Source organism: Streptomyces sp. NPDC055955, from assembly GCF_042270245.1.
Taxonomy (GTDB): domain Bacteria; phylum Actinomycetota; class Actinomycetes; order Streptomycetales; family Streptomycetaceae; genus Streptomyces.
In genome coordinates this window covers 87919-110755 of sequence record NZ_JBHJYS010000006.1, presented here as the reverse complement: position 1 = coordinate 110755, position 22837 = coordinate 87919, and the positions used below count along the sequence as shown (strand labels likewise).

General features: G+C 69.5%; 19 protein-coding genes and 1 pseudogene. 9 read left to right on the top strand and 11 right to left on the bottom strand.

Features of this window, described 5'->3' with window-relative positions; translation table 11 throughout:
* Nucleotides 1-92 precede the first annotated feature (92 nt).
* Complete coding sequence (locus ACFC96_RS14145) at nucleotides 93-1370, bottom strand: MFS transporter (protein WP_376266043.1); 1278 nt, start codon at nucleotides 1368-1370, stop codon at nucleotides 93-95.
* A gap of 206 nt (nucleotides 1371-1576) precedes the next feature.
* Here ACFC96_RS14145 and ACFC96_RS14140 point away from each other — a divergent pair, with 206 nt between their 5' ends.
* On the top strand, nucleotides 1577-2614 hold the full coding sequence (locus tag ACFC96_RS14140) for a rod shape-determining protein (RefSeq protein ID WP_376265988.1): 1038 nt from the start codon (nucleotides 1577-1579) through the stop codon (nucleotides 2612-2614).
* A gap of 244 nt (nucleotides 2615-2858) precedes the next feature.
* Here the strand turns inward: ACFC96_RS14140 and ACFC96_RS14135 are convergent, their stop codons facing one another.
* A complete protein-coding gene (locus tag ACFC96_RS14135; RefSeq protein WP_376266492.1) occupies nucleotides 2859-3446 on the bottom strand; it encodes a lamin tail domain-containing protein in 588 nt (195 codons plus the stop codon).
* A gap of 304 nt (nucleotides 3447-3750) precedes the next feature.
* Nucleotides 3751-4239 carry a PP2C family protein-serine/threonine phosphatase gene (locus ACFC96_RS14130; protein ID WP_376612411.1) on the bottom strand — a complete coding sequence of 163 codons (489 nt, stop codon included), beginning with the start codon at nucleotides 4237-4239 and terminating at the stop codon, nucleotides 3751-3753.
* Nucleotides 4240-4369: 130 nt separating this feature from the next.
* On the opposite strand from ACFC96_RS14130, the gene ACFC96_RS14125 reads away from it, so the two are divergent.
* Nucleotides 4370-5527, top strand: coding sequence for an RNA-guided endonuclease InsQ/TnpB family protein (locus ACFC96_RS14125; RefSeq protein ID WP_376612410.1), 1158 nt, complete (start codon nucleotides 4370-4372; stop codon nucleotides 5525-5527).
* Between the two features lie 64 nt (nucleotides 5528-5591).
* On the opposite strand, the gene ACFC96_RS14120 is transcribed toward ACFC96_RS14125, so the two are convergent.
* The gene (locus tag ACFC96_RS14120; protein ID WP_376612408.1) at nucleotides 5592-6134 is read right to left on the bottom strand and encodes a SpoIIE family protein phosphatase; all 543 of its coding nucleotides are present in this window, start codon (nucleotides 6132-6134) and stop codon (nucleotides 5592-5594) included.
* Nucleotides 6135-6521: 387 nt separating this feature from the next.
* Between ACFC96_RS14120 and ACFC96_RS14115 the strand changes: the two genes are divergently transcribed.
* The gene (locus ACFC96_RS14115; RefSeq protein WP_376226256.1) at nucleotides 6522-7160 is read left to right on the top strand and encodes a DUF998 domain-containing protein; all 639 of its coding nucleotides are present in this window, start codon (nucleotides 6522-6524) and stop codon (nucleotides 7158-7160) included.
* A gap of 268 nt (nucleotides 7161-7428) precedes the next feature.
* On the opposite strand, the gene ACFC96_RS14110 is transcribed toward ACFC96_RS14115, so the two are convergent.
* From ACFC96_RS14110 to ACFC96_RS14095, 4 genes are all read right to left on the bottom strand, one after another.
* The gene (locus ACFC96_RS14110; protein ID WP_376612406.1) at nucleotides 7429-9075 is read right to left on the bottom strand and encodes a hypothetical protein; all 1647 of its coding nucleotides are present in this window, start codon (nucleotides 9073-9075) and stop codon (nucleotides 7429-7431) included.
* Nucleotides 9076-9215: 140 nt separating this feature from the next.
* Nucleotides 9216-10736: a sodium:solute symporter family protein gene (locus ACFC96_RS14105; protein ID WP_376612404.1), complete on the bottom strand. Its 1521-nt coding sequence runs from the start codon at nucleotides 10734-10736 to the stop codon at nucleotides 9216-9218.
* Between the two features lie 27 nt (nucleotides 10737-10763).
* Nucleotides 10764-12032, bottom strand: coding sequence for a glucarate dehydratase family protein (locus ACFC96_RS14100; RefSeq protein ID WP_376612402.1), 1269 nt, complete (start codon nucleotides 12030-12032; stop codon nucleotides 10764-10766).
* Complete coding sequence (locus ACFC96_RS14095; protein WP_376612400.1) at nucleotides 12029-13006, bottom strand: 5-dehydro-4-deoxyglucarate dehydratase; 978 nt, start codon at nucleotides 13004-13006, stop codon at nucleotides 12029-12031. Before ACFC96_RS14095 ends, ACFC96_RS14100 begins: the two co-directional genes overlap by 4 nt.
* 78 nt (nucleotides 13007-13084) lie before the next feature.
* Here ACFC96_RS14095 and ACFC96_RS14090 point away from each other — a divergent pair, with 78 nt between their 5' ends.
* The 4 genes from ACFC96_RS14090 (at nucleotide 13085) to ACFC96_RS14075 (ending at nucleotide 18138) form a co-directional block, all read left to right on the top strand.
* Nucleotides 13085-14083 (top strand): LacI family DNA-binding transcriptional regulator, encoded by a 999-nt coding sequence (locus tag ACFC96_RS14090; RefSeq protein ID WP_376612399.1) that lies wholly within the window; start codon nucleotides 13085-13087, stop codon nucleotides 14081-14083.
* Between the two features lie 140 nt (nucleotides 14084-14223).
* Nucleotides 14224-15861, top strand: coding sequence for a hypothetical protein (locus ACFC96_RS14085; protein WP_376612398.1), 1638 nt, complete (start codon nucleotides 14224-14226; stop codon nucleotides 15859-15861).
* A gap of 271 nt (nucleotides 15862-16132) precedes the next feature.
* The gene (locus tag ACFC96_RS14080; protein ID WP_340460054.1) at nucleotides 16133-16831 is read left to right on the top strand and encodes a hypothetical protein; all 699 of its coding nucleotides are present in this window, start codon (nucleotides 16133-16135) and stop codon (nucleotides 16829-16831) included.
* A gap of 605 nt (nucleotides 16832-17436) precedes the next feature.
* A complete protein-coding gene (locus ACFC96_RS14075) occupies nucleotides 17437-18138 on the top strand; it encodes a hypothetical protein (RefSeq protein WP_376266524.1) in 702 nt (233 codons plus the stop codon).
* A gap of 410 nt (nucleotides 18139-18548) precedes the next feature.
* Here ACFC96_RS14075 and ACFC96_RS14070 read toward each other — a convergent pair whose 3' ends face one another.
* Both ACFC96_RS14070 and ACFC96_RS14065 read right to left on the bottom strand, forming a co-directional pair.
* On the bottom strand, nucleotides 18549-18923 hold the full coding sequence (locus ACFC96_RS14070; RefSeq protein ID WP_340458242.1) for a fic family toxin-antitoxin system, toxin component: 375 nt from the start codon (nucleotides 18921-18923) through the stop codon (nucleotides 18549-18551).
* Complete coding sequence (locus ACFC96_RS14065) at nucleotides 18920-19174, bottom strand: hypothetical protein (protein ID WP_376612396.1); 255 nt, start codon at nucleotides 19172-19174, stop codon at nucleotides 18920-18922. Before ACFC96_RS14065 ends, ACFC96_RS14070 begins: the two co-directional genes overlap by 4 nt.
* Nucleotides 19175-19517: 343 nt before the next feature.
* On the opposite strand from ACFC96_RS14065, the gene ACFC96_RS14060 reads away from it, so the two are divergent.
* On the top strand, nucleotides 19518-20156 hold the full coding sequence (locus tag ACFC96_RS14060) for a LysE family translocator (protein WP_376612394.1): 639 nt from the start codon (nucleotides 19518-19520) through the stop codon (nucleotides 20154-20156).
* Nucleotides 20157-20276: 120 nt separating this feature from the next.
* On the opposite strand, the pseudogene ACFC96_RS14055 reads toward ACFC96_RS14060, so the two are convergent.
* Nucleotides 20277-20432 (bottom strand): annotated as a pseudogene (locus ACFC96_RS14055) (IS5/IS1182 family transposase); the annotation flags it as partial.
* A gap of 296 nt (nucleotides 20433-20728) precedes the next feature.
* On the opposite strand from ACFC96_RS14055, the gene ACFC96_RS14050 reads away from it, so the two are divergent.
* Nucleotides 20729-21997 carry an MFS transporter gene (locus tag ACFC96_RS14050; protein WP_376612392.1) on the top strand — a complete coding sequence of 423 codons (1269 nt, stop codon included), beginning with the start codon at nucleotides 20729-20731 and terminating at the stop codon, nucleotides 21995-21997.
* Nucleotides 21998-22837: the final 840 nt, after the last annotated feature.

Here is a 22837-nt window from a genome sequence, read left to right as displayed (position 1 = left end):
CGACGCCACCGGCACGGGACCGATCCCCGGCCAGAAGCACGACCGCACGCAGGTCCGCGTCCGCGCGCCGGAGTACCGATGCGCGCCCCGCCTCACGCCGTAGGCTTCCTGGCGTCGTAGCTCAGGAACTTGCGCCACTTCAGGGCCAGGAGCAGGACCGCCACCACACACGCCGTGCCCCCGCCCGTGATCGCCACCGCGGGGGACGCGAGGTCGGCCGTCGAGCCTGCGACGAAGTCGCCGAGGCGGGGGCCGCCCGCCACGACCACGATGAAGACGCCCTGGAGGCGGCCGCGCATCTCGTCGGGGGCCGCGACCTGGAGCATCGTGCCGCGGAAGACCATCGAGACCGTGTCCGCGCAGCCGGCGAGCGCGAGGAAGAGGAGACCGAGCCAGAGGTCCCTGGTGAGGCCGAAGACGGCGATGGCGAGGCCCCACCCGCACACGGCGATCACGATCGCCAGGCCGTGCCGGTGCACACGGCCGAGCCAGCCGGAGAACACCCCGCCCAGCAGCGCACCCACCGCGGGAGCGGCGACGAGCAGGCCGGTGGTCCGCGCGTCGCCGCCGTACCAGAGCAGCGCGACGGCCGGGTACAGCGCCCGCGGGTACGCGAGGATCATCGCGCACATGTCCGTGAAGAAGGTCATCCGGAGGTTGGGCCGCCCGGCCAGGAACCGCAGGCCGTCCACCACGGAGGCCCGCTTGCGCCGCTCCCCCTCCGGCCCGTCGGGCAGCATCGCCGGCAGCCGCCACATCGCGTACAGAGCCGCCGAGAAGGCGACCGCGTCGATCAGGTACGCGGTCTGGTAGCCCCACAGGCCGACCACGACGCCGCCCAGCATGGGACCGATGAGGGTGCCGGCCGTGGTCGTCATGGAATTGAGGGCGTTCGCCGCCGGCAGGTGTTCCGGGGGGAGCAGGCGCGGGATCATCGACGTGCGCGCGGGGGAGTTGAGCGCCCCGCACACCGCCTGGAGGGACACGACCGCGTAGAGCAGCCACACCCGGTGATAGCCGGCGAGCGCCGCGACGGCCAGTGCCACGGACAGCGCGCACGAGCCGGACGCGCTGTACAAGCCGAGCTTGCGCCGGTCCATCGTGTCCGCGATGGCACCCCCGTAGAGGCCGAAGACGACCAGCGGGACCAGCGAGAACAGGCCGACCAGGCCCACGGAGAAACTGGAGCGCGTGATGTCGTACACCTGGAGGGAAACGGCGAGGGCGGTCATCGCCTGGCCGGTCCAGGACACCGTGTTGCCGACCCACAGGCGCCGGTAGTCGACGGAGATACGCAGCGGGGTGAGATCGGCGAGAATCCGGCGGCGACCACCCGGCGAGGGGGCCTTCAGCGGCTCCGGGGCGGTTATCCCGGGGGGCTCGGAAGCGTCTGTCTGGTCCGGCGAGGAGGGGGTGCTGGTCACACGGGATGCTAACAACGCCCTGCAAGATCACCCGTCCGGCGGAACCCCGCCCGGCTCATTCCAGCGCGCGCCCGGCGCCGCCCCGCCGCAGGATTCCAGAAGGGCCGTTATTTGACGACCCGTCACGGTCTGCGCTCTCGGGAGGATCTGCCATGACCGTCAGTCTGGAGCAGTTGCGCCGCTGCCATCTCGCCGTCGACCTGGGGGCCGCGCGGACCCGGGTGTTCGTGAAGGGCCTGGGCCTCGTCGTCGACGAGCCGAGCGCCGCCGCCGTCAACACCCGCACCGGCGCCCTGATCGCGGTCGGTGAGCTCGCCGAGAGGATGACGGGCCGCACCCCCGACTACATCCGCGTCATGCGCCCCGTCTCCGGCGGCACCGTCATCGACATCGACATGGCCCAGCGCATGCTGCGCCACCTCCTCGGCGAGAAGCTGCGCCGCACGCTGCGCCGCAAGCCCCGGCTGCGCGCCGCCGCCTGCACCCCGCACGACGCCGACCCGCTCGCGCAGCGCGCCGCCGTCGAGACCATGGTCGGACTCGGCGCGCGCCGCGTCGAACTCGTCGACACCCTCATCGCCGCCGCCGTCGGCTGCGGCCTGCCCGTCGAGCGCCCCGAAGCCACGATGATCATCGTGTGCGGGGCGGCCACGACGCAGATCGCCGTCCTCTCCCTGGGCTCGATCGTGACCGCCGAGCGCCTCCCGGTCGGCGGCGACGCCATCGACCACGCGGTGGTCCAGCACCTGCGCCAGCACCACGAACTGATGCTCCCGTCGCAGTCCGTACGACCCTTGCAGCTCGCCCTCAGCGGCAACGGCCTCACTCCGTACGGCCCGGAGTCGACGGAGATCCACGGCCGGGACGTGGCGACGGGCCTGCCCCGCTCGGTGCACGTCGACACGGCGGCCGTGCGCGACGCGATCCACACCCCCCTGACCGCCGTCCTCGACGGCATCGGCAAGGTCCTGCGGGACTGCCCGCCCGACCTGGTGGCAGACGTCGCGGACCGCGGCATCATGATGGTCGGCGGGAGCGCGCTGCTGCCCGGTTTCGACCAGATGCTCCGCGACGCCACGGGTGTGCCGATCCATATCGCCGAACGCCCGGACGTCTGCGCGGTCCTCGGCCTCGGCGCGATGCTGGAGGGCAAGGTCCAGCCCCTCACCCTCACCCCGGTGGCCCGCTGACTCCGGCGACCGGGTTCGACGCGGCACGCGGACATCCTTTGATGTTGCGTGCCGCGGCCTCGGTCACGCCGTCGGGGCACAGCAGGAGGTGATCCCCCGGCGCGGAGGCGACCGGATGCGGGCGGGCCGGTTCACCGCCGTGGGGGCCCGCCCCCCCCCCCCCGGGGGGCGGCGCGCCCCCCGCCCCTCAAGAGCCAGGTGGGAAGGCACGGACGACTCGGTTCGTGCCTGCTTTCACGTCAGGTCAGCGGTGGTCACCGTGACCACGGTGACCGCCGTCGTGGCGGTCACGGTCGCGGTAGTCGCGGTAGTCACGGTCGTGCCGGTAGTCGCGGCCACGGTCACGGTAGTCGCGGTCGTTGCGGTCGCGGTCGCGGCCCCAGGAGAAGGTGTCGACCTTCCAGTCCCGGTCGTCGCGGAGTGTGGCCGTGTCGGACCGGTTGTCCCAGACATGGTTTCGCCGGCCCTGGTAGACGTCACGGTAGGTGTCGCGGCCGAAGCCCGTGTGCACGCGGACGGTGGAGCGGCCTCCCAGACGGTAGTGGTGGAAGGTGTAGGTGCGACCGTTCCTGCCCGAGAGCGTCCATCCGTCGAGGTTCACCGCGCGGCGGGAGGTGTTGGTGACGTCGACCCATTCGCCGTTCAGCGAGCGGATGCTGCGGTTGTCCCAACCGGGCGCGTCGTACTGCACACCGCTGATCTCCACGGACTCGCGGTGCGGACGCGCCGCCGGGGCGGCGGAGGCCGACGCCGCGAAGGTGCCGACCAGCGCGCCGGCCGCCACGACGGCGGCACCCGTACGACGGGCAGCGACAGACATGAAAGCGGACATGAATGCCCCTCATTTCGAACTTGCAGACCTGTGTCCCGGCTTGTGCGCCGCAGGTCCGTTGTGTGCTGATCCCGGCCCGATGGCCGAGCACCCACAACGTGCCTCAGCCGCCGCCAAATGTGAGCAAGGCGTGAACGTCGTTACCGTTCAGACACATTTCTGTCACTCTCGCTTGCAACATCCATTTATGTCCCGAATAGCCCCAGTTAGCGTCACAGGCGTTCTCTCTCAACGGGTCTGTGCCCGGTGTCAGGTCCGCTTCCCTGCCCTCGTCACCCGAAAGTGCGTAACAGCGCACCACCGCTCACTGCTGCTCGGCTCTCGCGTCACCGGCCTGCCGGGGCTCCGCGGTGCGGCGCAGCGCGAGGAGGGTGGCGTCGTCGGTCCGGTCCGGGTCGTCGAGGTGGTTCAGGAGGCTCTCGGCGTAGGTCTGCAGTGCCGCGTGACCGGGAGGAAGTGCTCCCCCACGCGCACAGTGTTCGGCTGCCTCGATGAGTCGGGCGGCGTCCTCGTCCGGATCCGTGTCACGGCGCTCGACCAGTCCGTCCGAGTACAGCAGGACGACGTCGTCGGCGGTGAGGTGGGTCTCAGTGGCGACGTACGTGGCCCGTGGAAGGACGCCGAGAGTCAGGTCGGGGCCGTTTGCCGGGACGGGAAACTGGGTGGCCCTGCCCCCGCGCAGCAGGATGGGGCGGGGGTGGCCGGCGCAGGTCCAGCGCAGGAGGCGACGCTCCGGGTAGTAGTGGGCGATGACCGCGGTCGCGGTCGACTCGGTTCCGTCGTCGCACGCCACTTTGTTCAGCGGGATCTAGTGAGGAACCCCGGGCCTTCAGGCCCGGGAGGAATCACTTCTCAAAATAGGGGTGGCCTGCGCGTACGCACGGGTCTGCTTTGTTGTCAGTGCCCCCGCATAGGGTTTCGGTATGAAGATCGTGGTGCAGGTGAAGCTGATGCCGGAGGCCGAACAGGCCGCCGCGCTGCGCTCCACGCTGCGCACGGTCAACGATCTGGCGTGCTGGGTGTCCCAGGTGGCGTTCGCTCGCGGCGTGCCGCGTGAGTATGAGTTGCGTAGGCACACGTATCCGCATCTCAAGGCCGAAGGGCTCGGGGCGCAGGCCGCGCAGCATGTGATCAAGAAGGTGTGTGACGCGTACACCACGCTGCACGCCAACCTGCGCGCCGGACATCTCGGCAGGCCGAAGTCGAGGCGCCGACTCAAGGCGGAGTCCAAGCCGATCGCGTTCCGCCCCGAGGCCGCGCAGCCGTATGACGACCGGTGCCTGAGCTGGCAGTACGACCAGCAGACGGTGTCCATCTGGACGGTGGCCGGGCGGATCAAGAACGTCTCCTTCGTGTGCGCCGCCGACGCGCTCAAGACGCTCCGCGACTACCGCAAGGGGGAGTCCGACCTGATCGAGCGCGACGGCGTGTTCTACCTGATCGCCACCTGTGATGTGCCCGAGGCAGAGCGGTACGAGCCGGACGGTTTCATCGGCGTGGACCTCGGCATCGTCAACATCGCCACCATGTCCACCGGTTTCCAGGCCGCCGGGCGCGGTCTGGGCCGCTACCGCAAGCGCCAGCTGGCCCTGCGGCGGAAGTTGCAGAAGAAGCGCACCAAGTCCGCCAAGCGGCGGCTCAAGGCGCGCTCCCGCCGCGAGCAGCGGCACGCGGCGAACCAGAACCACATCATCTCCAAGACGATCGTGACCGAGGCTGAACGCACCGGGCGCGGCTTGTCCCTCGAAGAACTCAAGGGCATCCGCACTCGGGTACGGCTCCGCAAGCCCCAACGGGTCACGCTCCACTCCTGGGCCTTCGCCCAGCTCGGAGACTTCATCGTCTACAAGGCCAAGCGGGCAGGCGTGCCCCTGGTCTACGTCGATCCCGCGTACACGTCGCAGACGTGCGCCGAGTGCGGCCACGTCGACAAGCGCAACCGTGTGGACCAGGGGCTTTTCATCTGCCGGGGGTGCGGGGTCGTTGCCCACGCCGACCGGAACGCTTCCCACAACATCGCCCAACGCGGCGAGAACGTGTGGAATGCGGGGCGTGAGTCACGCGTCCCTGCCACCCCATAACGGGGTGTCTGGACGGAGGAGCCAACCCAGCAGCCAGCCGGGCACTACCTCCAAGCCCGGTCCATCAGGGCCGGGCCAAGTTGACCCACTCGGTCAGGTGCTCGACCGGATGACCGGTGTAGGCGAGTCCGGCCAGCGCGTAGCGGAGCTTGGCCATGAGGGTGACCGCATCTAGCCCGTGGCCGCGGCCGTCGCCGAGAGTGATGAGCAGCCGCCCGCCGGGAAGCTTGCGTGCCTTGTACCAGTCCCCGCCGATACCGGCTCGCCTCCGGCCGGTACACGGCGGCGGCGTCGAGACCCGAGGGGCCACCTCGGCGCCGAGGCGGGGCAGGACGGCATCGCGCAGTACGTCCGCGATCTCACTCAGCGCACGAGCACGCTCTACCTGCCTGCGCGCCTCCCGTCGCACCTTCGCGCGGACTGGCTCGGCGACCATGCGGACGAGACGTTCGAAAGGGCCGGACCGGCGCAGCAGACATTCCGACTGCCGCTTGCGCAGCAGCACGTCGTACAGAAGACCGTAAAGCGTGGGAGGACTGCCGCCGTCGACCTGCTCGGCGAAGTCGGCCAGACCGGGGACCGGCGCCGTCTCGTCCAGGCCGAGCACATGTGCGAAGCCCAGGGACGCCTCGACGCGGCCGTCGGCCAGGTCCCACTCCGCCCAGCACTTCGCACCAGCCTCTGGGCCGCCAGCGCCATGTGCCGCCTTCTCTGGGGGTAACCGTGTGGCGCGAGGCGAGTGGAGACCACTTTGTGCAGCTCAGCGCCGGTGTGATCGAGAGCATCGTGTGCAATACCTGTGGCGCTACTTGTGATGACACTCGTTCCGCGGACTCCCGCGCCAGGCCGCAGTAGGGTCTGCCCCACCCTGTTCCAGGGGGCTTGTCGGAGTGCCTGAGTCCGGCGCGGCATGATCGGCTGTCCGCACGTTATTCGCGTGGCGGAAGGTGGACAGGTGAGAGTCCGGATCGGGTACTCGGCATGGATCGTGGGCGTGGTGCAGTTCTTCGTCATCCACTTGATTGCCGAGTCGGCTTGGGCCAGACCGTATAGCTGGGAGCGGAACAACATCAGCGACTTAGGCAACGCTCACTGCGCTCTGCAGCCAGATCCTGAGCCGCGGTATATCTGTTCCCCCGAGCATGGCCTGATGAATGTTTCATTCATCGCCTTGGGAGTGCTGCTCGTTGTTGGCGCCGCCCTGACCGGTGGTGTCTTGTGGCGCAGGAGACGGGCCGCTGCCGTGGCCCGCCTGCTGCTCGCTGGTGCGGGTGTGGGATTCGTTTTGGCCGGGCTGGCTCCGGCGGACGTCAACGAGAACCAGCATGTCTTGGGCGCCCTCCTCATCATGGCGGCGGGCAACATCGGTCTTGTTCTGGCCGGGTTCGCCCTGGCAGAACACATACCGACCCCCCTGCGGTGGGGCACCAGCCTGTTGGGAGTCACCGCGATCACGGCCTTCGGGCTGTTCCTCTCCCACCACTACCTCGGTCTCGGCATGGGAGGTATGGAACGGGTCGCTGCTTTTCCTCTCCTGTTCTGGGCGCTGGCTGTCGGCGTTCGTGCCGTCATCCATCGGGCAGGTCGTATGCACGAGGCGATGCTGACAGAACCTCTCAGCCACGCTGGTTGAGAGCCCTGGTCAGGTCCCGGTTGGCCTCCCGTGCGGCATCGAGGTCGGACCGAGTCTCTTCCAACTTGGCGGTGAGCTCAACGTTTTGCTGCTCCAGCCTCGTGATCTTCCGCTGGAGCTCGTCGATGTCCGCTGGGGCTCCGAGCCCTGATTCCTGCCACGCCTGTGCTCCCAGCGCTTGCGACAGCCATTTCTCCAACTGCTGAATGCGGGCGGCGAGGCGGGTGTTGCGAGAAGGACCGTGCGGCGCGGGATGCGGCTGCCTGCGTCATGGCCTGCCCGGCGAGGTGACGACCGCGGCTTCGCCCGCCGCCAAGGTGAGGGCCGTCCGGTTCCCGGTGGCGCGCACCACGGTCGGATGGAAGCCGGGCCAGGTACCGTCGGCGGCCACTTGCCGTGTGTCGATACGCACGTGGGGAGCGTCGAGTGTTCGGCCGCCGTCGGGATCGTACGGGGTCATGCGGTCGATCTCGGCCCGCGAGCCCTTCAGCGAGACGGTGACACTCACCGGGTGCTCGGATTTGTTGATGACGAAGAGGCGGTGGTCGCCGGATGCGGTGGTCAGCTGCCAGGCCTCGGGCGTGCGGTCCTGTGCGCTTGTCGTGGTGACCGTTGCCGGGCGCAAGCCCGTAGTGCCCTGCGCGAAGCGGGCGAACAGCAGCATCGCGTAGTAGAGGGGTGCTGGGCTGGGCGCTCCCATGGTCTCGGTGGGATCGTAGTCGATGGCGTTGTAGTAGGCGTTGCCTTCTTCGGGGTGGAAGAAGGCGCGCACCTCGGCGTTGTGGAAGTTGACGCCCTGGGCGGCGGTGGTGCAGCCCGCGTTCGCCTCCGGCTGGTCCGGGGGGCGCGGGCAGGCGGTGTGGAACATCAGGGACAGGGCGTACGTGGCGGAGGCCGCGACATCGCTGACACCGGCCGCGCCGCGGTTGGCGGCTGTGCTGGTCTCCTCGAGCCGGTAGCCGAGACCGTGTTCCGCCGCCTCGTGGGCGTGGGTGTAGACCTCGTAGTCGAGGCTCGCCAGGTGCTCGTCGGAGAGCAGCGCGGTGGTGCCGGCGCAGCGATAGGGCTTGTTGGTGCAGGTGCGGGCCAGCGGATAGAAGTGGTCGGAGGCCCACGCGCCGAAGGCGCCGGCCCGCTGTGACATGAGTGGGGCCCCGGTGTCCAGGATCCGCGGCCAGTCGTGGAAGTAGCGGGTGGCGGCCGTCGGGTCGGCGAGGGTCGTCCAGGGGAGGATGTCCTCGCTGGTGTTGGGGGCGATGACGGGGAAGGGGCCCGAGACGGACGGGTCCGCGTAAGTGGCCAGGTCGCCGAGGTAGCGGTCGAGGTCGGCACCGTAGGACAGGTCCGGCTCGTTGCCGAGCTCGATGCCGGCGATCTCCTTCGCGGCTTCGCGGGGGAAGGCCGGCTCGACCCCGTGGGTGAGGAACGTCCTCGCGTGCTCCGGGCCGGCCCACGGCCTGGCGTCGGTCGGCGGGGACATGGCGGTGCCGAGGACAGCGCCCCAGCGGGGCTTGCCGTGGCCGTGGTCAGGCACTTTGCCGGCGGCGTCCAGAGTGGACCGTACGTATCCCAGGTCCTCCGGGGTGATCACCCGGTTGGTGTTGACGGCCGTCGCGTCGAAGGGCATCTGGTCCTGTGAGGATCCACCGATGCGCAGGATTCCGGTGTGCAGGTTGCGCAGCAGGTTGACGAAGGCCGGCCGGGCGGAGGGGTTCATGTACCGCTCGACCAGGGACCATTCGATGCTGAGTCCCACGAAGTGGTCGGGGATGCGGCCGCCTTGGGCCGGGGCGGTCACGGGCACAGGGGCGGCGGCCTGTGCCGCCGTTCCCGGTGTGGTTGCTGCGGCGGCCAGGGCGAGGGCGCAGGCCAGCGCTCGTGCCGTACGCCTGGGACGTGTGCGGTGCCGTTCCATGCCGCTCCTTCGCTCGCAGGCCACGCTCACCGGCGGGGGCCGTGGCCGCGTATGGCAATGGGGGTGCTGGGCTGGAGCCGGTCCCTCGGCCGGTCGCGCATCCGAGACACCCGGCCGAGGGGCAACACATGCTCCGTGGGTCAGTCGGCGGTCGCAGCGGTGGGCGCGGGCGCCTGAACGGCGCCTCCCTGGGGTCCGTCGGAGGAGACCGCGGCAACGATCGCGTCGGCCTCGTCGTTCGGCTCGGGCTTGAGCAGGCCGAGCCCCACGTACACGACGAGAGAGGTGACGAGCGGGGTGGCCACGAGCCATGTCTGGTTGGCAGGTTCGATGCCGTACTTGAGGAGGAAGTACGCTCCCAGACCCAGCGCCCACGAGCTGATCGCCGCGATCGGGCCGCAGCGCCGGAAGGCCGGCAGCAGCCCGAGAAGCATGGGGATGGAGATCGGCCCCATGACGGCCGCGACCAGTGCCACGATGATGCCGAGGACGCCGCCGAAGTGGTCGGCCTCGATCGCGACGATCATGCTGACCGACACGAAGACGACGGTGCACACGCGGGCGGCCAGCAGTCCCGCCTGTGTGCTCATCGTGCGGGCACGGCGGGAGACGACGGGCAGGATGTCGCGGGTGATGACCGCCGAGATGGCGTTGGCGTCGGACGAGGCCATCGCCATGGTGTGCGAGAACATCCCGGCGAGCGTGAGGCCGACGAGCCCTGCGGGCAGATACGCCTTCGCCATCAGCGCGTACACCTGCTGCGGATCGGTGACGTGGGGCATGAGGACCGCCGCTGCGACGGACGGGAACAGCAGGACGGCCGGCCAGATCAGGTAGAGGACGGCGGACAGGCCGGCCGAGCGGCGGGCGGAGCCGGCGGAGTCGGTGGCCATGTAGCGCTGGGCCAGGTTCCACATGCCGCCGTTGTACTCGAAGAGCTTGATGACGATGTACGCGGTCAGGAAGCCGGCGGTCCACTGCCCGACCAGCGGGTGGGTGTGTCCGTCGGGCAGCTTGTGCCACATCGAGCCGAGGCCGGAGAACCCGCCGAGCTTGACGATCACGGCGATGAGCATGGACATTGCCGCGACGCCCTGGATGACGAACTGCCCGAAGTCGGTGAGGGCGTCCGCCCACAGGCCGCCGACTGTGCAGTACAGGAGGGTGACGACACCGGTGATGAGGATGCCGGTGGCCATCGGCATGCCGGTGAAGACGTTGAGCAGGATCGCCACCGAGGCCCACTTGGCGGCGACGTCGAAGACCTTGAGCAACGCGCCGCTCCAGGCGAGCGCCTGCTGGGTGGGGATGTTGTAGCGCTTGGCCAGGTATTCCAGCGGGGAGACCACGTTGAAGCGGGACCTCAGCCGGTTCCAGCGGGGTGCGAACAGGAACGCGCCGACACCGGTGGCCAGCGCCAGCGGTACGAAGGCCCAGAAGTAGACAGTGATGCCGTAGCTGTAGGCGACGGCCGCGTAGGCGACGAACACCGCCGCGCTGTAGCCGGACATGTGGTGGGAGATGCCGGACAGCCACCACGGCATCTTGCCGCCGCCGGTGAAGTAGTCGCCGACGCCGCTGATGCGGCGGTGCGACCAGAGGCCTATCAGCAGCATCACCAGGAAGTAGCCGGCGAGGGCTACCCAGTCGAGCCATGCCATGAGAACTCCTTTTGAGGAGGCCGTCGCCTACCAGCGCGGCGAGCGGAGCCGGTATCCGGGGTGGAGCCGTTGCATGTAGCCGGTGTCGTCCCTGTTGCGCAGTCCGCACGTCAGGTACTGCTCGTGCAGCCGGGCGAGGGCGTCGCGGTCGAGCTCGACCCCGAGGCCGGGGGTGCGCGGCACCCGTACCGCACCGTCGGCGAAGGCGAGGACGCCCGGTTGGATGACGTCCTCGTCCTTCCAGGGCCAGTGCGTGTCGCAGGCATAGCTGAGATGGGGCGTCGCCGCGGCCAGGTGCGTCATCGCCGCAAGGCTGATGCCGAGGTGCGAGTTGGAGTGCATCGACAGGCCGAGACCGAACGTCTCGCAGATGCCGGACAGCAGCTTGGAGCGGTGCAGCCCGCCCCAGTAGTGGTGGTCGGAGAGCACCACTTGCGCCGCGTTCCGGGCGACGCCGGGCGCCAGTTCGTCGAAGGCGACGACGCACATGTTGGTGGCCAGCGGCATGGGGGCCTCGCGGGCCACCTCTGCCATGCCCCTCTGACCCGGCGTCGGGTCCTCCAGGTACTCCAGGACTCCCTCGAGCTCGGTGGCGACCTTGAGCGATGTGGGCACGGACCAGGCGGCGTTGGGGTCCAGGCGCAGCGGGTGGCTGGGGAACTCCGCCCGCAGGGCGCGTACGGCCTCGATCTCCTCCTCGGGCGGCAGGACGCCGCCCTTGAGCTTGATGGCGGTGAAGCCGTATGCGTCGATCATGCGCCGGGCCTGGGCGACGATGCCGTCGGCGTCGAGCGCCTCGCCCCACGCGTCGGGTTCGGCCCCGGGATGGGACGCCCACTTGTAGAAGAGGTAGGCGCTGAAGGGCACTTCGTCCCGGACGGCGCCGCCCAGCAGGTCGGATACGGGCCTGCCGACGGCCTTGCCCTGGATGTCCAGGCCGGCGACCTCGAAGGGCGAGAAGACCCGGTCGACCGTCGAGCTGGAGGTGATCAGTCCCGTGAGACCACTGCCGTCCGCCCCGGTGTCGTCGGCGAGTGCGGCCGCGATCCGCTGGTACATGGCGCCGAGCGCGAACACGTCCATGCCGGTCAGGGCACGGGCCGCCCGGTCGAGGCGGCGCAGATGGCCTTCGTCGGCGTAGGTCTCGCCCAGGCCGGTGAGTCCCTGATCGGTGGTGATCTCGACGATCGCCCGTAGCGCGTACGGCTCGTGGACACCCACGGCGTTGAGCAGCGGCGGGTCGCGGAAGGCGACCGGAGTGACGGTGATGCCGGTGATCCGCAACTGGTCGGTCATCGCACACCCGCCCCGGCGCACACGGCCAGCCCGGCCTCGGTGATCCGGCGCAGCTCGTCGAGATGCTCGGGCGCCGGGTCGACGAGCGGTGGCCGGACACCTCCGACGTCGAGCCCGCGTTGTCGTACGCCGGCTTTCACCAGCGAGACCGCATAGCCCGGAACCTTCTCCCGCAGGCTGACGAGCGGGTGGAAGAACGATGTCAGCAGAGCGTCGACCAGCTCGCGGTCGTCCTCGCGCACCGCGTGGTGGAAGGCGAGCGAGATCTCCGGGGCGAAGCAGAAGACCGCCGAGGAGTACAGCTCGACGCCGAGACCGCGGTAGGCGGTGACGGTGGCCTCAGCCGTGGGAAGGCCGTTGAAGAACTGGAACGGCTTGTCGGCGCCGCGCAGTTCGCCGCGGACCGCCGAGAGGATTCGGGAGAGGTGGCCGAGGTCGCCCACGCCGTCCTTGAACCCTGTGACGTGAGGCAGCCGGGCGACGTCCGCTGCCGAGACGGAGTCGAAGCGGGCGTTGTCGCGGTGGTAGACCACCAGGGGCAACTCCGTGGCGGCCGCGACTGCTTCGACGTACGCGACCAGGCCCGCGGCGGGCGATTTGACCAGGTAGGGCGGCAGCAGGAGCAGGCCGTCCGCGCCGGCGTCGCGGGCCGCCCGGGCGAACTGGCGGGCAAGCGGCAGCGGCCCGCCGGTACCGGCGTAGACCGGCACCTGCCCGGCTGCGACCTCGACGGCGACGCGTACGACCTCCGCGTACTCCTGCGGCTCCAGGGCGTGGAACTCTCCGGTCCCGCAGGCCGCGAACACGCCTCCGGGGCCTGCCGCCAGACCGGCTTGGACGTGCTTCGCCAGGGCGGAGGTGTCGACCGCGCCGGAGGCATCGAAGGGGGTGACGGGGAAGAACAGCACGCCGTCGAGATTCGGCACCAGGAAACTCCTCGTAGAGCTGAGGATATGTATGTGAACACAAACCATGCTTGCAAACGCCCGGCGTGGACTGTAGGGACCCGGCCGACAGCGGGTCAACCCCTTTGCATCGTCTAAGGTCCTCGCATGGCCCAGGTGATACGCAAGCCGACCGTCGTGGACGTCGCCCGTGTGGCACAGGTGTCGACAGCGACTGTCTCGCGCGTTCTCAACGGCAGGCGTGTGGCGGATCCCGACCTCGTGCACCGGGTCCGGCTCGCGGCCGCCGAGCTCAACTACCGGCCCAGCGGCACCGCGCGCAGCCTCAAGGCCGGCGTCACCCGGCTCATCGGCGTCGTGGTGCCCGACCTGGGCAACCCCTCGTTCTCCGAACTCCTGCGAGGGCTGGCCGACGCCACCGGCGCCCAGGACCACCGGCTGCTGGTCGCCGACGCCAAGGAGAGCCAGGACGAGGAGCGGGCCCTGATCCAGGAACTCGCCCTGCACTGCGACGGCTTGGTGCTCTGCTCACCGCGACTGCCCCTCGAGGACCTGGCACAGCTCGTCGCGACCCCGATGGTGTGCACCAATCGCGAGGTCGGTGACCTGTCGATGAGCTCGGCCGGTGTGGACTCGTACGCCGGCATGGCCGCGGTCGTACACCACCTCACCGGGCTCGGGCACCGGCACCTCGGCTACCTCGCCGGCCCGTCGACGTCCTGGTCGAACGCCGAGCGCCAGCGCGCCTTCGACGACACCACCGCCTCCCTGCGGCTCCCGCGGAGCGTGGTGCAGGCCGGCTCCACCAGCGACGACGGCCATCGCGCGCTGCCCGAGCTGCTGGCAGCGGGGGTGAGCGGCGTCATCGCCTTCAACGACCTGGTGGCGATCGGGGCGCTGGCCCGGCTGCGCGAACTGGGCCTCGACGTCCCGGGGGACATCTCGCTGGCCGGGTTCGACGACATTCCGGTCGCCGAGTTCCTCGCGCCGCCGCTGACGACCGTACGACTGCCGACCGAGGAGGTCGGCCGGCACGCGTGGGCTCTGCTGCGCGACCAGCTGGAACGGGCCGGCCGGCACGGCACGGTGCGGCTGCCGACCGAGCTCGTGGTGCGGGCGTCGACGGGCCGGGCCACCGGGACCTGAGCCGCGCCTTTCACAATCGCCAATTCTGTCGCAGGCGTTGACACGGGAGGCGACGACGCGGAAGGGTCCGCCGACGAGAAAACGTTTACTCGGTGGATCTTGTTCGTCGAGGCGTCCGCCCCGTCCAAGGAGCCCCAGCCATGCGTCTTCGCCCCGCGCCCTCAACGCTCGCCCGCACGGCGGTCCTGGCATCGGCGGTCGCCCTGCTCGCTTGTACGGGACAGGCCCTTGCCGCCCCGGCACCCGACAACTCGGCCCTGTCGACGACACCCTTCGCCCTGGACGCCACCGGGTCGCCCTCAAAGACCAGGTTCGACAGCGCCATGCAGGGCTTCTCCGTCGAGTCCGCCGACTTCGCCCACGGCTACCTCACCCAGGACCTGCTCGCCAAGAGGCTCAAGACCCTTGGCCCGCACGGCGTACTGCGCCTCGGCGGCTACTCCATGGACCTCGTGTGGCCCGCGTTCGGCGCCGCCGCCGACGCTCCCGCCCCGGCGCAGGCCATCGGCGGCACCGTCGACCAGTCGGACCTCGACGGCCTCAAGAAGCTGTTGGACTCGACCGGCTGGAAAGTCACGCTGGGCGTGCCGCTGAAGTCCCTCATCGACCCGTCAAAGCTGAAGAACCCCGCGAAGGACCCGGCACCGCAGGTCACGATGGACCAGGTGGTGGATGAGGTGAAGGCCGCGCACGCCACCCTCGGCGACGACCTGCTCTCCGTCGAGGTGGGCAACGAGTACGACAACGTCACCACCCTCACCCCGGCCGAGATGTGGTCGACCGTCAAGCACTACCAGGCCGAGATCGACGCCGCGCTGCCGCACGCGCACCTGAAGATGACTGGCCCGTCGGCCAATACGGCCCTCACCAACTCCGTCATCGACGGATTCGCCGACGCCGCGCTCGCCAACGGCGCCGATGCCCCGCGGCGAACCCTGGCCGAGATGGCCTCGCACCTGTACGCCGGCAGTCACTGCGGCACCTCGACCACCACCATGACCCAGCTCATGTCTCCCGACACCTACCTCAAGGCCAGGACCAAGCTCCAGGGCATCAAGGCCGTCGGCGACCGCCTGCACCACACCGTGCCGATGACGCTCAACGAGTCCAACAGTGCCTCCTGCAGCGGCCAGCCCGGCGTGAGCGACGCCTACGGCTCTTCCCTGTGGGCGCTGGACCACCTCCTCGAAACATCGCAGAACGACGTCAGCCGACTCCTCTTCCACACCAACACCGCCGCGATCTGCGGCGACTTCAAGCCCAGGGACTCGAGCGACTACCCCATCTCGTACCGCTACTACGGCGCCTTCTGCGCCGTCGAACAGGCCCAGCTCGACGCCCACCAGCTCTCCGCCTCGCCCCTCTACTACGGACTGTGGACCTTCCGCCAGCTCCCCAAGGGCCACTTCGTCGACCTCGGACTGCCCGACGACGCCCTGGGCGATCTGCGTGCCTACGGCATCGAGGACGAGCACGGCACGCTGCACGTCGTCCTCATCAACGTCCAGGACCCGGCAGCGGCGGACGCCACCGACGACACGGTCACGATCAAACTCCCCCGCAGCATGCACACCGCCCGCGCCACGACCCTCGTCAGCTCAGCCCCCGGCGGCCTCTCCTCCCTGGATGCCGGCGCCATCACCCTCGGCGGCGCCAGGATGACCCCTGCGGGAACCGCGGACCGGACACCGCACAGCACACCGGTGCACGTCGCCGCGGGCACCTCGACCGTCACCGTGGCCCCGGGCAGCGCGCAGATCATCAGCATCTCCCGCTGAACGGACAGGCTGCCGAAGCTCCCTGAGCGACCGCCTGCCCAACTCACCGCACGCCGTGGCTACGCAACACCCGTCTACGCCAACGCGTTCCGGCCCTCCCCTGCCGATCAGGGAGCCCGAGCGCGCCGAGGACACCGCGAACGACGGCCGCCGAGCGGGACCGGCTGGGCGCACCGCCACGGATCCGCCGCGCCCCCAACTGCTCCTGCACCGCTGGCCGTCCCCCCGAGCGCGCCACCCGCCACACTCCCATCCCCACGAAGGAGACGCAGTGACGACCAAGACAGTCACGCCCCTACGGCGACACATCCGCGCCGCCACCGTACTCGCCGTGACAGCCGCGGTCGTCGGCCTGTTGCCCGCGACCTCTCAAGCGAACGTGAACAGGTACACCGTCCAGCCGAACTCCCCCAAACCGGCGGCGTGCAACAACTCCGGCACCGTCCCCGCCGGCACCTGGCTGCAGAACAAGCCGTGCGGCTACTGGGTCGGCACCGCCATGGCAGGCTCGTCCTTCGACGTCCACCAGACCAATGCAAGCGACTACCACTACGGGCGCAGCTGGGGCGGCAACGACATCTGCGGCTGGATCCCGCCCGGTGCCCTCGGCTCCAGCCCCACCGCATCGGTCGCGGAGTCATGCAGCGACGCGACCAAGGACAACATCGCGCATCGCCGGACCATCGGCTACAACTTCAATGCGGCCGCGCACGCAGCCACGGACGGCACCGCGATCACGGTCAACCCGGCGTGCACGGCGTACTACAACTACTACACGACCAGCGCCTACAGCGACGGTTCACTGCGCGATGCGGCGGGCAACCCCGGCTCCACGGTGATGTACCGCTTCACGACGAACGGACCGAACCCGGCGATCGTCGTCCGCGACAGCGCGATCGGATGGATCTTCCTGAGCAGCTCGTGCGTCACCGACTGGCGCGGCATCACCTTCTACAACGACAACGACTGACGCCCCGAAGCATCCGACTCCCCATGCCTTCGGAGTCGTAACCCACGCCTGATGGCCGGGCCGGGCCGCGAAAGCCGGCCCGGCCCGGCCAAGTAGCCAGACGCGCGGCCGCAGCCACTGTCTTTGGGGCACCCAGGCCAGTTCGAGTCGACCGCGCCGACCGCCCCGGCGCAACGGCGATCCCCCGCGCCGCCACTGACCAACCACGTCGAAGTTCCCGGCGAAGTCGACTTCACCGACGGCACGCGCCCCCGCTGGCGCACGTGCCACCTCGGTGGACATGGCGCCCCTGAACCTCCTAGCGGCCTTCCGGAACGACCCGGCTCCATCCGCACCGTGCACTCCCCCCGCCAGTCGATTTTCCCAACTGGCCTTACAGAGAACGGGCTTTGGGAACTGGGTCGTGTCACAGTCCGCCCGACTGCGTGACGCCCAGGGTGGTCAGCGGCCGGTTCGTATCGCGTACACCACTGCTCGATACCTCCTATGCCCGATGGCACGGCCGTTCGGCCCGGGGAGGGAACCGCGGCGTCAGCAAGCTCGTGTCCTGGTATGGACAGACAAGAAGCGAACGAAGACCGGGCGAGGTTCGCGGGGGAAGAATCATGCAGATTATCGAGGTGACCGGCTATGCCGTCCGATCTGCTGTCATCACCATGCGACGGACGGGAAAACCATTCGAGTTCGTGATCTTCCCGATGCTGCACGTGGCTTCGCCGACGTTCTACTCCCAAGTCCGCCTCAGGCTCAAAGAATGCGACCTCATCGTCGTCGAGGGAATCCGAGGAAGGTCGGCCGGAGTGAGCTCCTTGACCCTCGCTTACCGGTTCGCACCGCGTCGGCGGCGCAACGGCCTGCAGGAACAGAGCGACGGGCTGCTGCTTCCCGAAGGCGTGCCGGTCATCAACCCGGATGTGACCGCGGCGGAGGCGCTCGCGGAACTGAAGACGCTGCCGCGTTCGACGTACCTGCTGCTCATGATCGCGGCGCCCGTGATGGGCCTGGTGTTCGCGCTGCGCGGCCCGCGCGCCTTCCTCGACGAGGACCTGGAGGTCGAGGACCTGCCATCGACACTGCGGGCGGAGATGCTGGCAGACAATGACGTCGGGCACGCAATGATGGGGCGTCGCGACCAGCGGTTGCTCGACGCCCTCGGCGAAATCCACACGGAGCGCGGCGACGAGCCACTCCGGGTCGCCATCGTCTACGGGGCCGGCCACGTACCGGCCATCGTGTCGGGGCTGTGGAATCGATACGGGTACCGCCCACGCGAAGCGGAATGGCTCACCGTCCTCATCCCGGCATAGGGACGGTTGGCTTGGTTGTTGCGGCCGGCGTCATGGGTGGGCTGCTCGTAGCGCGCCGCCTGACGGCGACGGGGAAGAGACAACGGCCGGGGTTCGACGGCGCAGGCGACGTGCTCGGGCGAGGGGGTGACAGTGGTCATCAGCGGGTGGTGGGGTGTGCCGCCGAACGGCCTCCGTTGGACGAACACAGCCCCGAAGCGACAGCTGCTGTCGAGTCCGCGACCTCTGCAGCGCCTCACGCAGGCCGGCGGTCGGCGGTCAGCTCACTCCGCAGCTCAGCGAGCAGTGCAGGATCGGCGAAGATATCGCCAGGCGACCCCGCATCGCCCGAAGGGCTTTGCACTGGGTGACTTCTGGCGCTGAGATCGACTCGCCGTCCATCCCCTTCCCTGAGCGCCACGGTTTGACTCTCAGTTCCGCGTCCACGTGCGGATCTCCGCAGCGGCGCTCCGCACGTCCAGGGCGTCGCGGTCGATACGTTCGGCGAGGTCGGCGGCCGTCTTGGCGCCGACGGTGACGAACAGGCCCGACGCACTCAGGTAGGCGGCGGCGACAACGGCGGCGAACAGCTTGTTGCGCGCCTCCAGGGCCGGCACGCGCACCAGTTGATGCATGAGGGCTGCCGCTCGATGGTGCGGCTCGGCGTAGACGTAGACGTCCATCACCTTGTCGCTGTGCCGGGCGACGGCGGCCTGGAGGCTGCCGAAGTCGGTGACTTCCGGGTCGTCGGGCAGGGTGCGGTGGGCCAGGTCGAGGAGCCAGGCCCGGTCGATGTGAACGATCACGCGGCGCGGCCGTCCTTGCGGGCGGGGGCGGCGCCATGGCCGTCGGCGCCGAAGCGTTCGTCGAAGTGGTCGGCCCACTCGCCCACAAAATGGTCGGCTGCGACGAGGAAACGGTGGCGCAGGTCGTTGGCCTCGTCGGCGAGGAGCTGGCGGGCGTACTCGTTGACTTCCATGCCGGCGGCGGCCGCGCGTTCCTCGATCCCCACGTACACGGCTTCGTCGACCCGCACGTTGATCTGCTTCTTCGCCATGACACCACTGTAGCGTCCCGTACACGACGCTACCGAAGTTCGTCGAAATTCCGTTACCTCCGGAATGATCCGTTTCCTCCCCGGATCACCTCCAGCGCTTCTCACGGAGCCTGAGACGGTCGGCAAGGCCTGCATATCGACGACGTCGCGGTGTGGCGATGGCAGTGTGACGACGGCCGGTGTCCGGGACGGTCGGCATGGCGGGAGGGCCGGTATGGCGGGAGGGCCGGTATGGGTGGCCAGGTCGGAGCTGGGGCTGACTCCTGGACCAGGGGCCGGACTGCATGAATGGCCGATGGGCGTGTGCGCAGGGCAGATGGGCAGTGTCATAGGCTGGCCTTCCATGGCAATAAGTACCTCGCTGTGGTCCTTCGCCCTTGTCGTAGGGCTTCTCACTCTGACTCCAGGTCTGGACACCGCCCTGATCCTGCGCACCTCGGCCCTCGGCCGGCGCCGGAGAGCCTGGGGCGTCGTCCTCGGAATCCAGACCGGCACCCTTCTGTGGGGTGCGCTCACCTCTCTGGGAGTCACCGCGCTCCTCACGGCCTCGCACCTCGCCTACGTGACGTTGCGCTGGGCCGGCGCCGCATATCTCGTCTGGATGGGTCTGCGCATGCTGCAGGACACCTTCCGGGGCCTGCCCAGGAGCAGCGTCAGCGACTCCGACCTGCTCACCGGGAAGGACTCGGTCGGAGGCGGCTGGCGGCAGGGAACACTCACCAACCTCCTCAACCCGAAGGTGGGTGCCTTTTACGTCGCCGTCCTGCCCCAGTTCATCCCTGCGGGTGCAAGCCACTTCGCCATGGGACTGTTGCTCACCATGGAGCACATCCTCATGGGTCTGATGTGGTCGGCCGTCCTCATCGGATGTGCCCGCGTGCTGCACGGCTGGTTGCGAAAGCCTCAGGCCCGTCGCTTGCTCGACCGCATCACAGGTACCGTCATCGCCGCTTTCGGCATCCGGCTCGCTCTCAGCGACTGAACGCCGCCCCCGTTTCGGCGCAGAGCGGTAGTCAGCGCCGAGCCCAATTCAGGACGGCGGCGAGGTGAGTGCGGCCTGGTGGGCGATGGCGAGTTTGTCGGTTCGAGGCGCCAGGCCGCGCGTTCCGTCGACTGCCCACCTGATCAGCCGCTTCTTGGCGATTTGCACGAACTTGGCGGGACTGTCAGGTCCCGCCACGGCGAACAGGTTCGGTACTTCCCACGCGATCGCTTCAAGCGTCCGGCAGCGGTCAGCCCACTGCCGCCCCGGACACGGTCTGCATGCGATGCCGAATCGGCCGCGACGCAGCAAGGCGGAGGCGTGCGACGGCCCCCAGGAGCAGGGCGTAATCCGTGCTGCTCCTCCATGTTCGCTTTTGCGCGCCGTTCCTCTACTCTCAAAGGAGGTCATCAACTACCGCATGACATCTGCTCGGTGACGGAGTCGGCGTGGGGTGCGCGTCCCCGCTCCACGCCACCACTGGACGGCTTCAGGCGCAGCCACGGGTCGGCACATCCGGACGCCGGCGACTCCGTGTGGCGCGTCCCGCCGGGCGGCGAAAGGGATGCGTCGTGCCTTCGGCGTCGGCGAACTACCGCACTCTGTTGCGCACTTCGGGTGCCGCAGCCTTCTTCATTCCTGCCGCCGTCGGGCGCGTGGGCATCGCCATGACGGGGATCGGCATCGTCTGGCTGGTACACGCTCGCACCGGTTCCTATGCCGCCGCAGGTCTCGTCACCGGCGGCTTCGCTGTCGCGGACGCCGTCGCCGGGCCCCAAATCGGGCGCCTGGTCGACCGGTTCGGGCAGGCGCGCGTACTTCCCTGCGCGCTCGTCACACATGCCGGGGCCGTGGCGCTTCTGCTCACCGGCGCCGTTCCGGACCTCGTCGCCGGAGTGCTCATCGGAGCAACACTTCCCCAGCTCAGCGCCCTGTCCGCCGCTCGCTGGTCCGCCCTGCTGTCCGGCGAACGGGCTGCCGCGCTGCCCACCGCCTTCGCCCTGGAGGCCCTCGCCAACGGCGTGTCCTTCCTGGCCGGCCCGGCCCTGGTGAGCGCCCTCGGTGCAGCGGGCCGCCCAGGCGCTGGGGTGCTCCTCGCCGCCGCGCTCGTCGTCGGCGGCGGACTCACCTTCGCCGCCCAGCGCCGCACCATGCCGCCCCTCACCGGCCGCGCCGAACGCCGACACGCCGGACGCGCCCTGCTCCGATCCGCCTTTCTGCGGCAAGTCGGGCTCGGCCTCGCGCTCGGGGTGTTCTTCGGCGCCATGCAGGTGTCCGTCACCGCGTACGCCGTCGGACGCGGCACGCCGGACGCTGCAGCGCTGCTCTACTTCGCCTCCAACTGCACCAATCTGGTGGGTGGTTGGGCCTACGGAGCATGGCGTCACGGCGGTTCACCCCGGCGCCATCAGGCCGCAGCCGCCGCCTGCCTCACCCTTGCGAGCCTTCCGCTGACCTTCCTCGACGAACCCCTCGCGGTCGGCGCCACCCTCGCCCTGACCGGACTCGCCGTGCCGGTCCTCCTGATACTCACCTCCGTCCTCACCGAGTCGTCGGTCCCGCGCGCCGTCCTCACCCAGGCATTCACCTGGGGCAACTCCGCCAGCGCGGCCGGAATAGCGAGCGCCGCGGCGATCACGGGCCGGGTGGTGGACGCGGGCGGTGCGCACGGCGGTTTCGGTGTGGCGGCGGGCGCCGCGGTGGCGATGACGGCCCTGGCGCTCGGCGGGCTGCGTGGTTCATCACCGGAGGGGCCGAAGCCCTACGCTCCCGCGGAAACCACGGCACCCAGCGTGCCGATGACGCCGCGGGACTCGTCCACGAACCGCCAGGCTCCGTGAACTCTGCCGGCCGGCCCGGCAAATGCCCCGTCCTCGCACGGGCCAAGAAGGGCACGTGGCACCAGCACGACAAGCCCACCTCGGAGTTCCTCCACCGCGTCCTTGCCGATGTAGCTTTCCAGCCGTTCGGGGTCGCACGGTACGCAGTGACCCCGACCTTCGAACCTGGCTTCGGCAACGATGAGTGACGGTGTGCCATACCTGTTTGGCCGAGCTGGGAATTGCCCTCATAGCGCAGACCACGGGCAGGCATGGAACGGCTCAGGCTCCGCCCTGACCTGCGCGACCCGTCGCCCTGACCTAGATTCACACGCGTCCGGCCCCCTCCGCACCGTTCCACCGCCGCGGATGATGACCACCTCGGTCGACGACGGTTCGAACACCCACTGCCTTCCCCTGGCCGAGCACATCGTTACGGTTTGCGACTCCCGTCTGCGTGACCGGAAGAAGGTACTGGTATCCCTGTCCCGCGCCACCAAGCCCACGGAACCCGCCGAGCCCTCCGAGCCCCTCCGAGCCCCTCCGAGCCCTCCAAGGGCCAACCGTCCCGCGCCAGCGAACAGGCCCCACTTCGAGGAAGGTTCGGTTCATGGCGACGAGACTGGACTGCTCCTACGGGAAACCGCGCCGCGACACCATCATCGCCCCAACTACCCATGATCAGACCCTCTTCGATGCCCTCCCCCACCCGCGCGACCGGCATCGGCGCCGCCACTGTCCGCCCTGGACGCCAAGGACGCCAAGGACGCCCGGGACACCCAGGACGCCCGGGACACCCAGGACGCTCTGGACGCCCTCCGGGGCGGATCGCCGCGCGAGGCCGACTCGAAGAACCCGGGC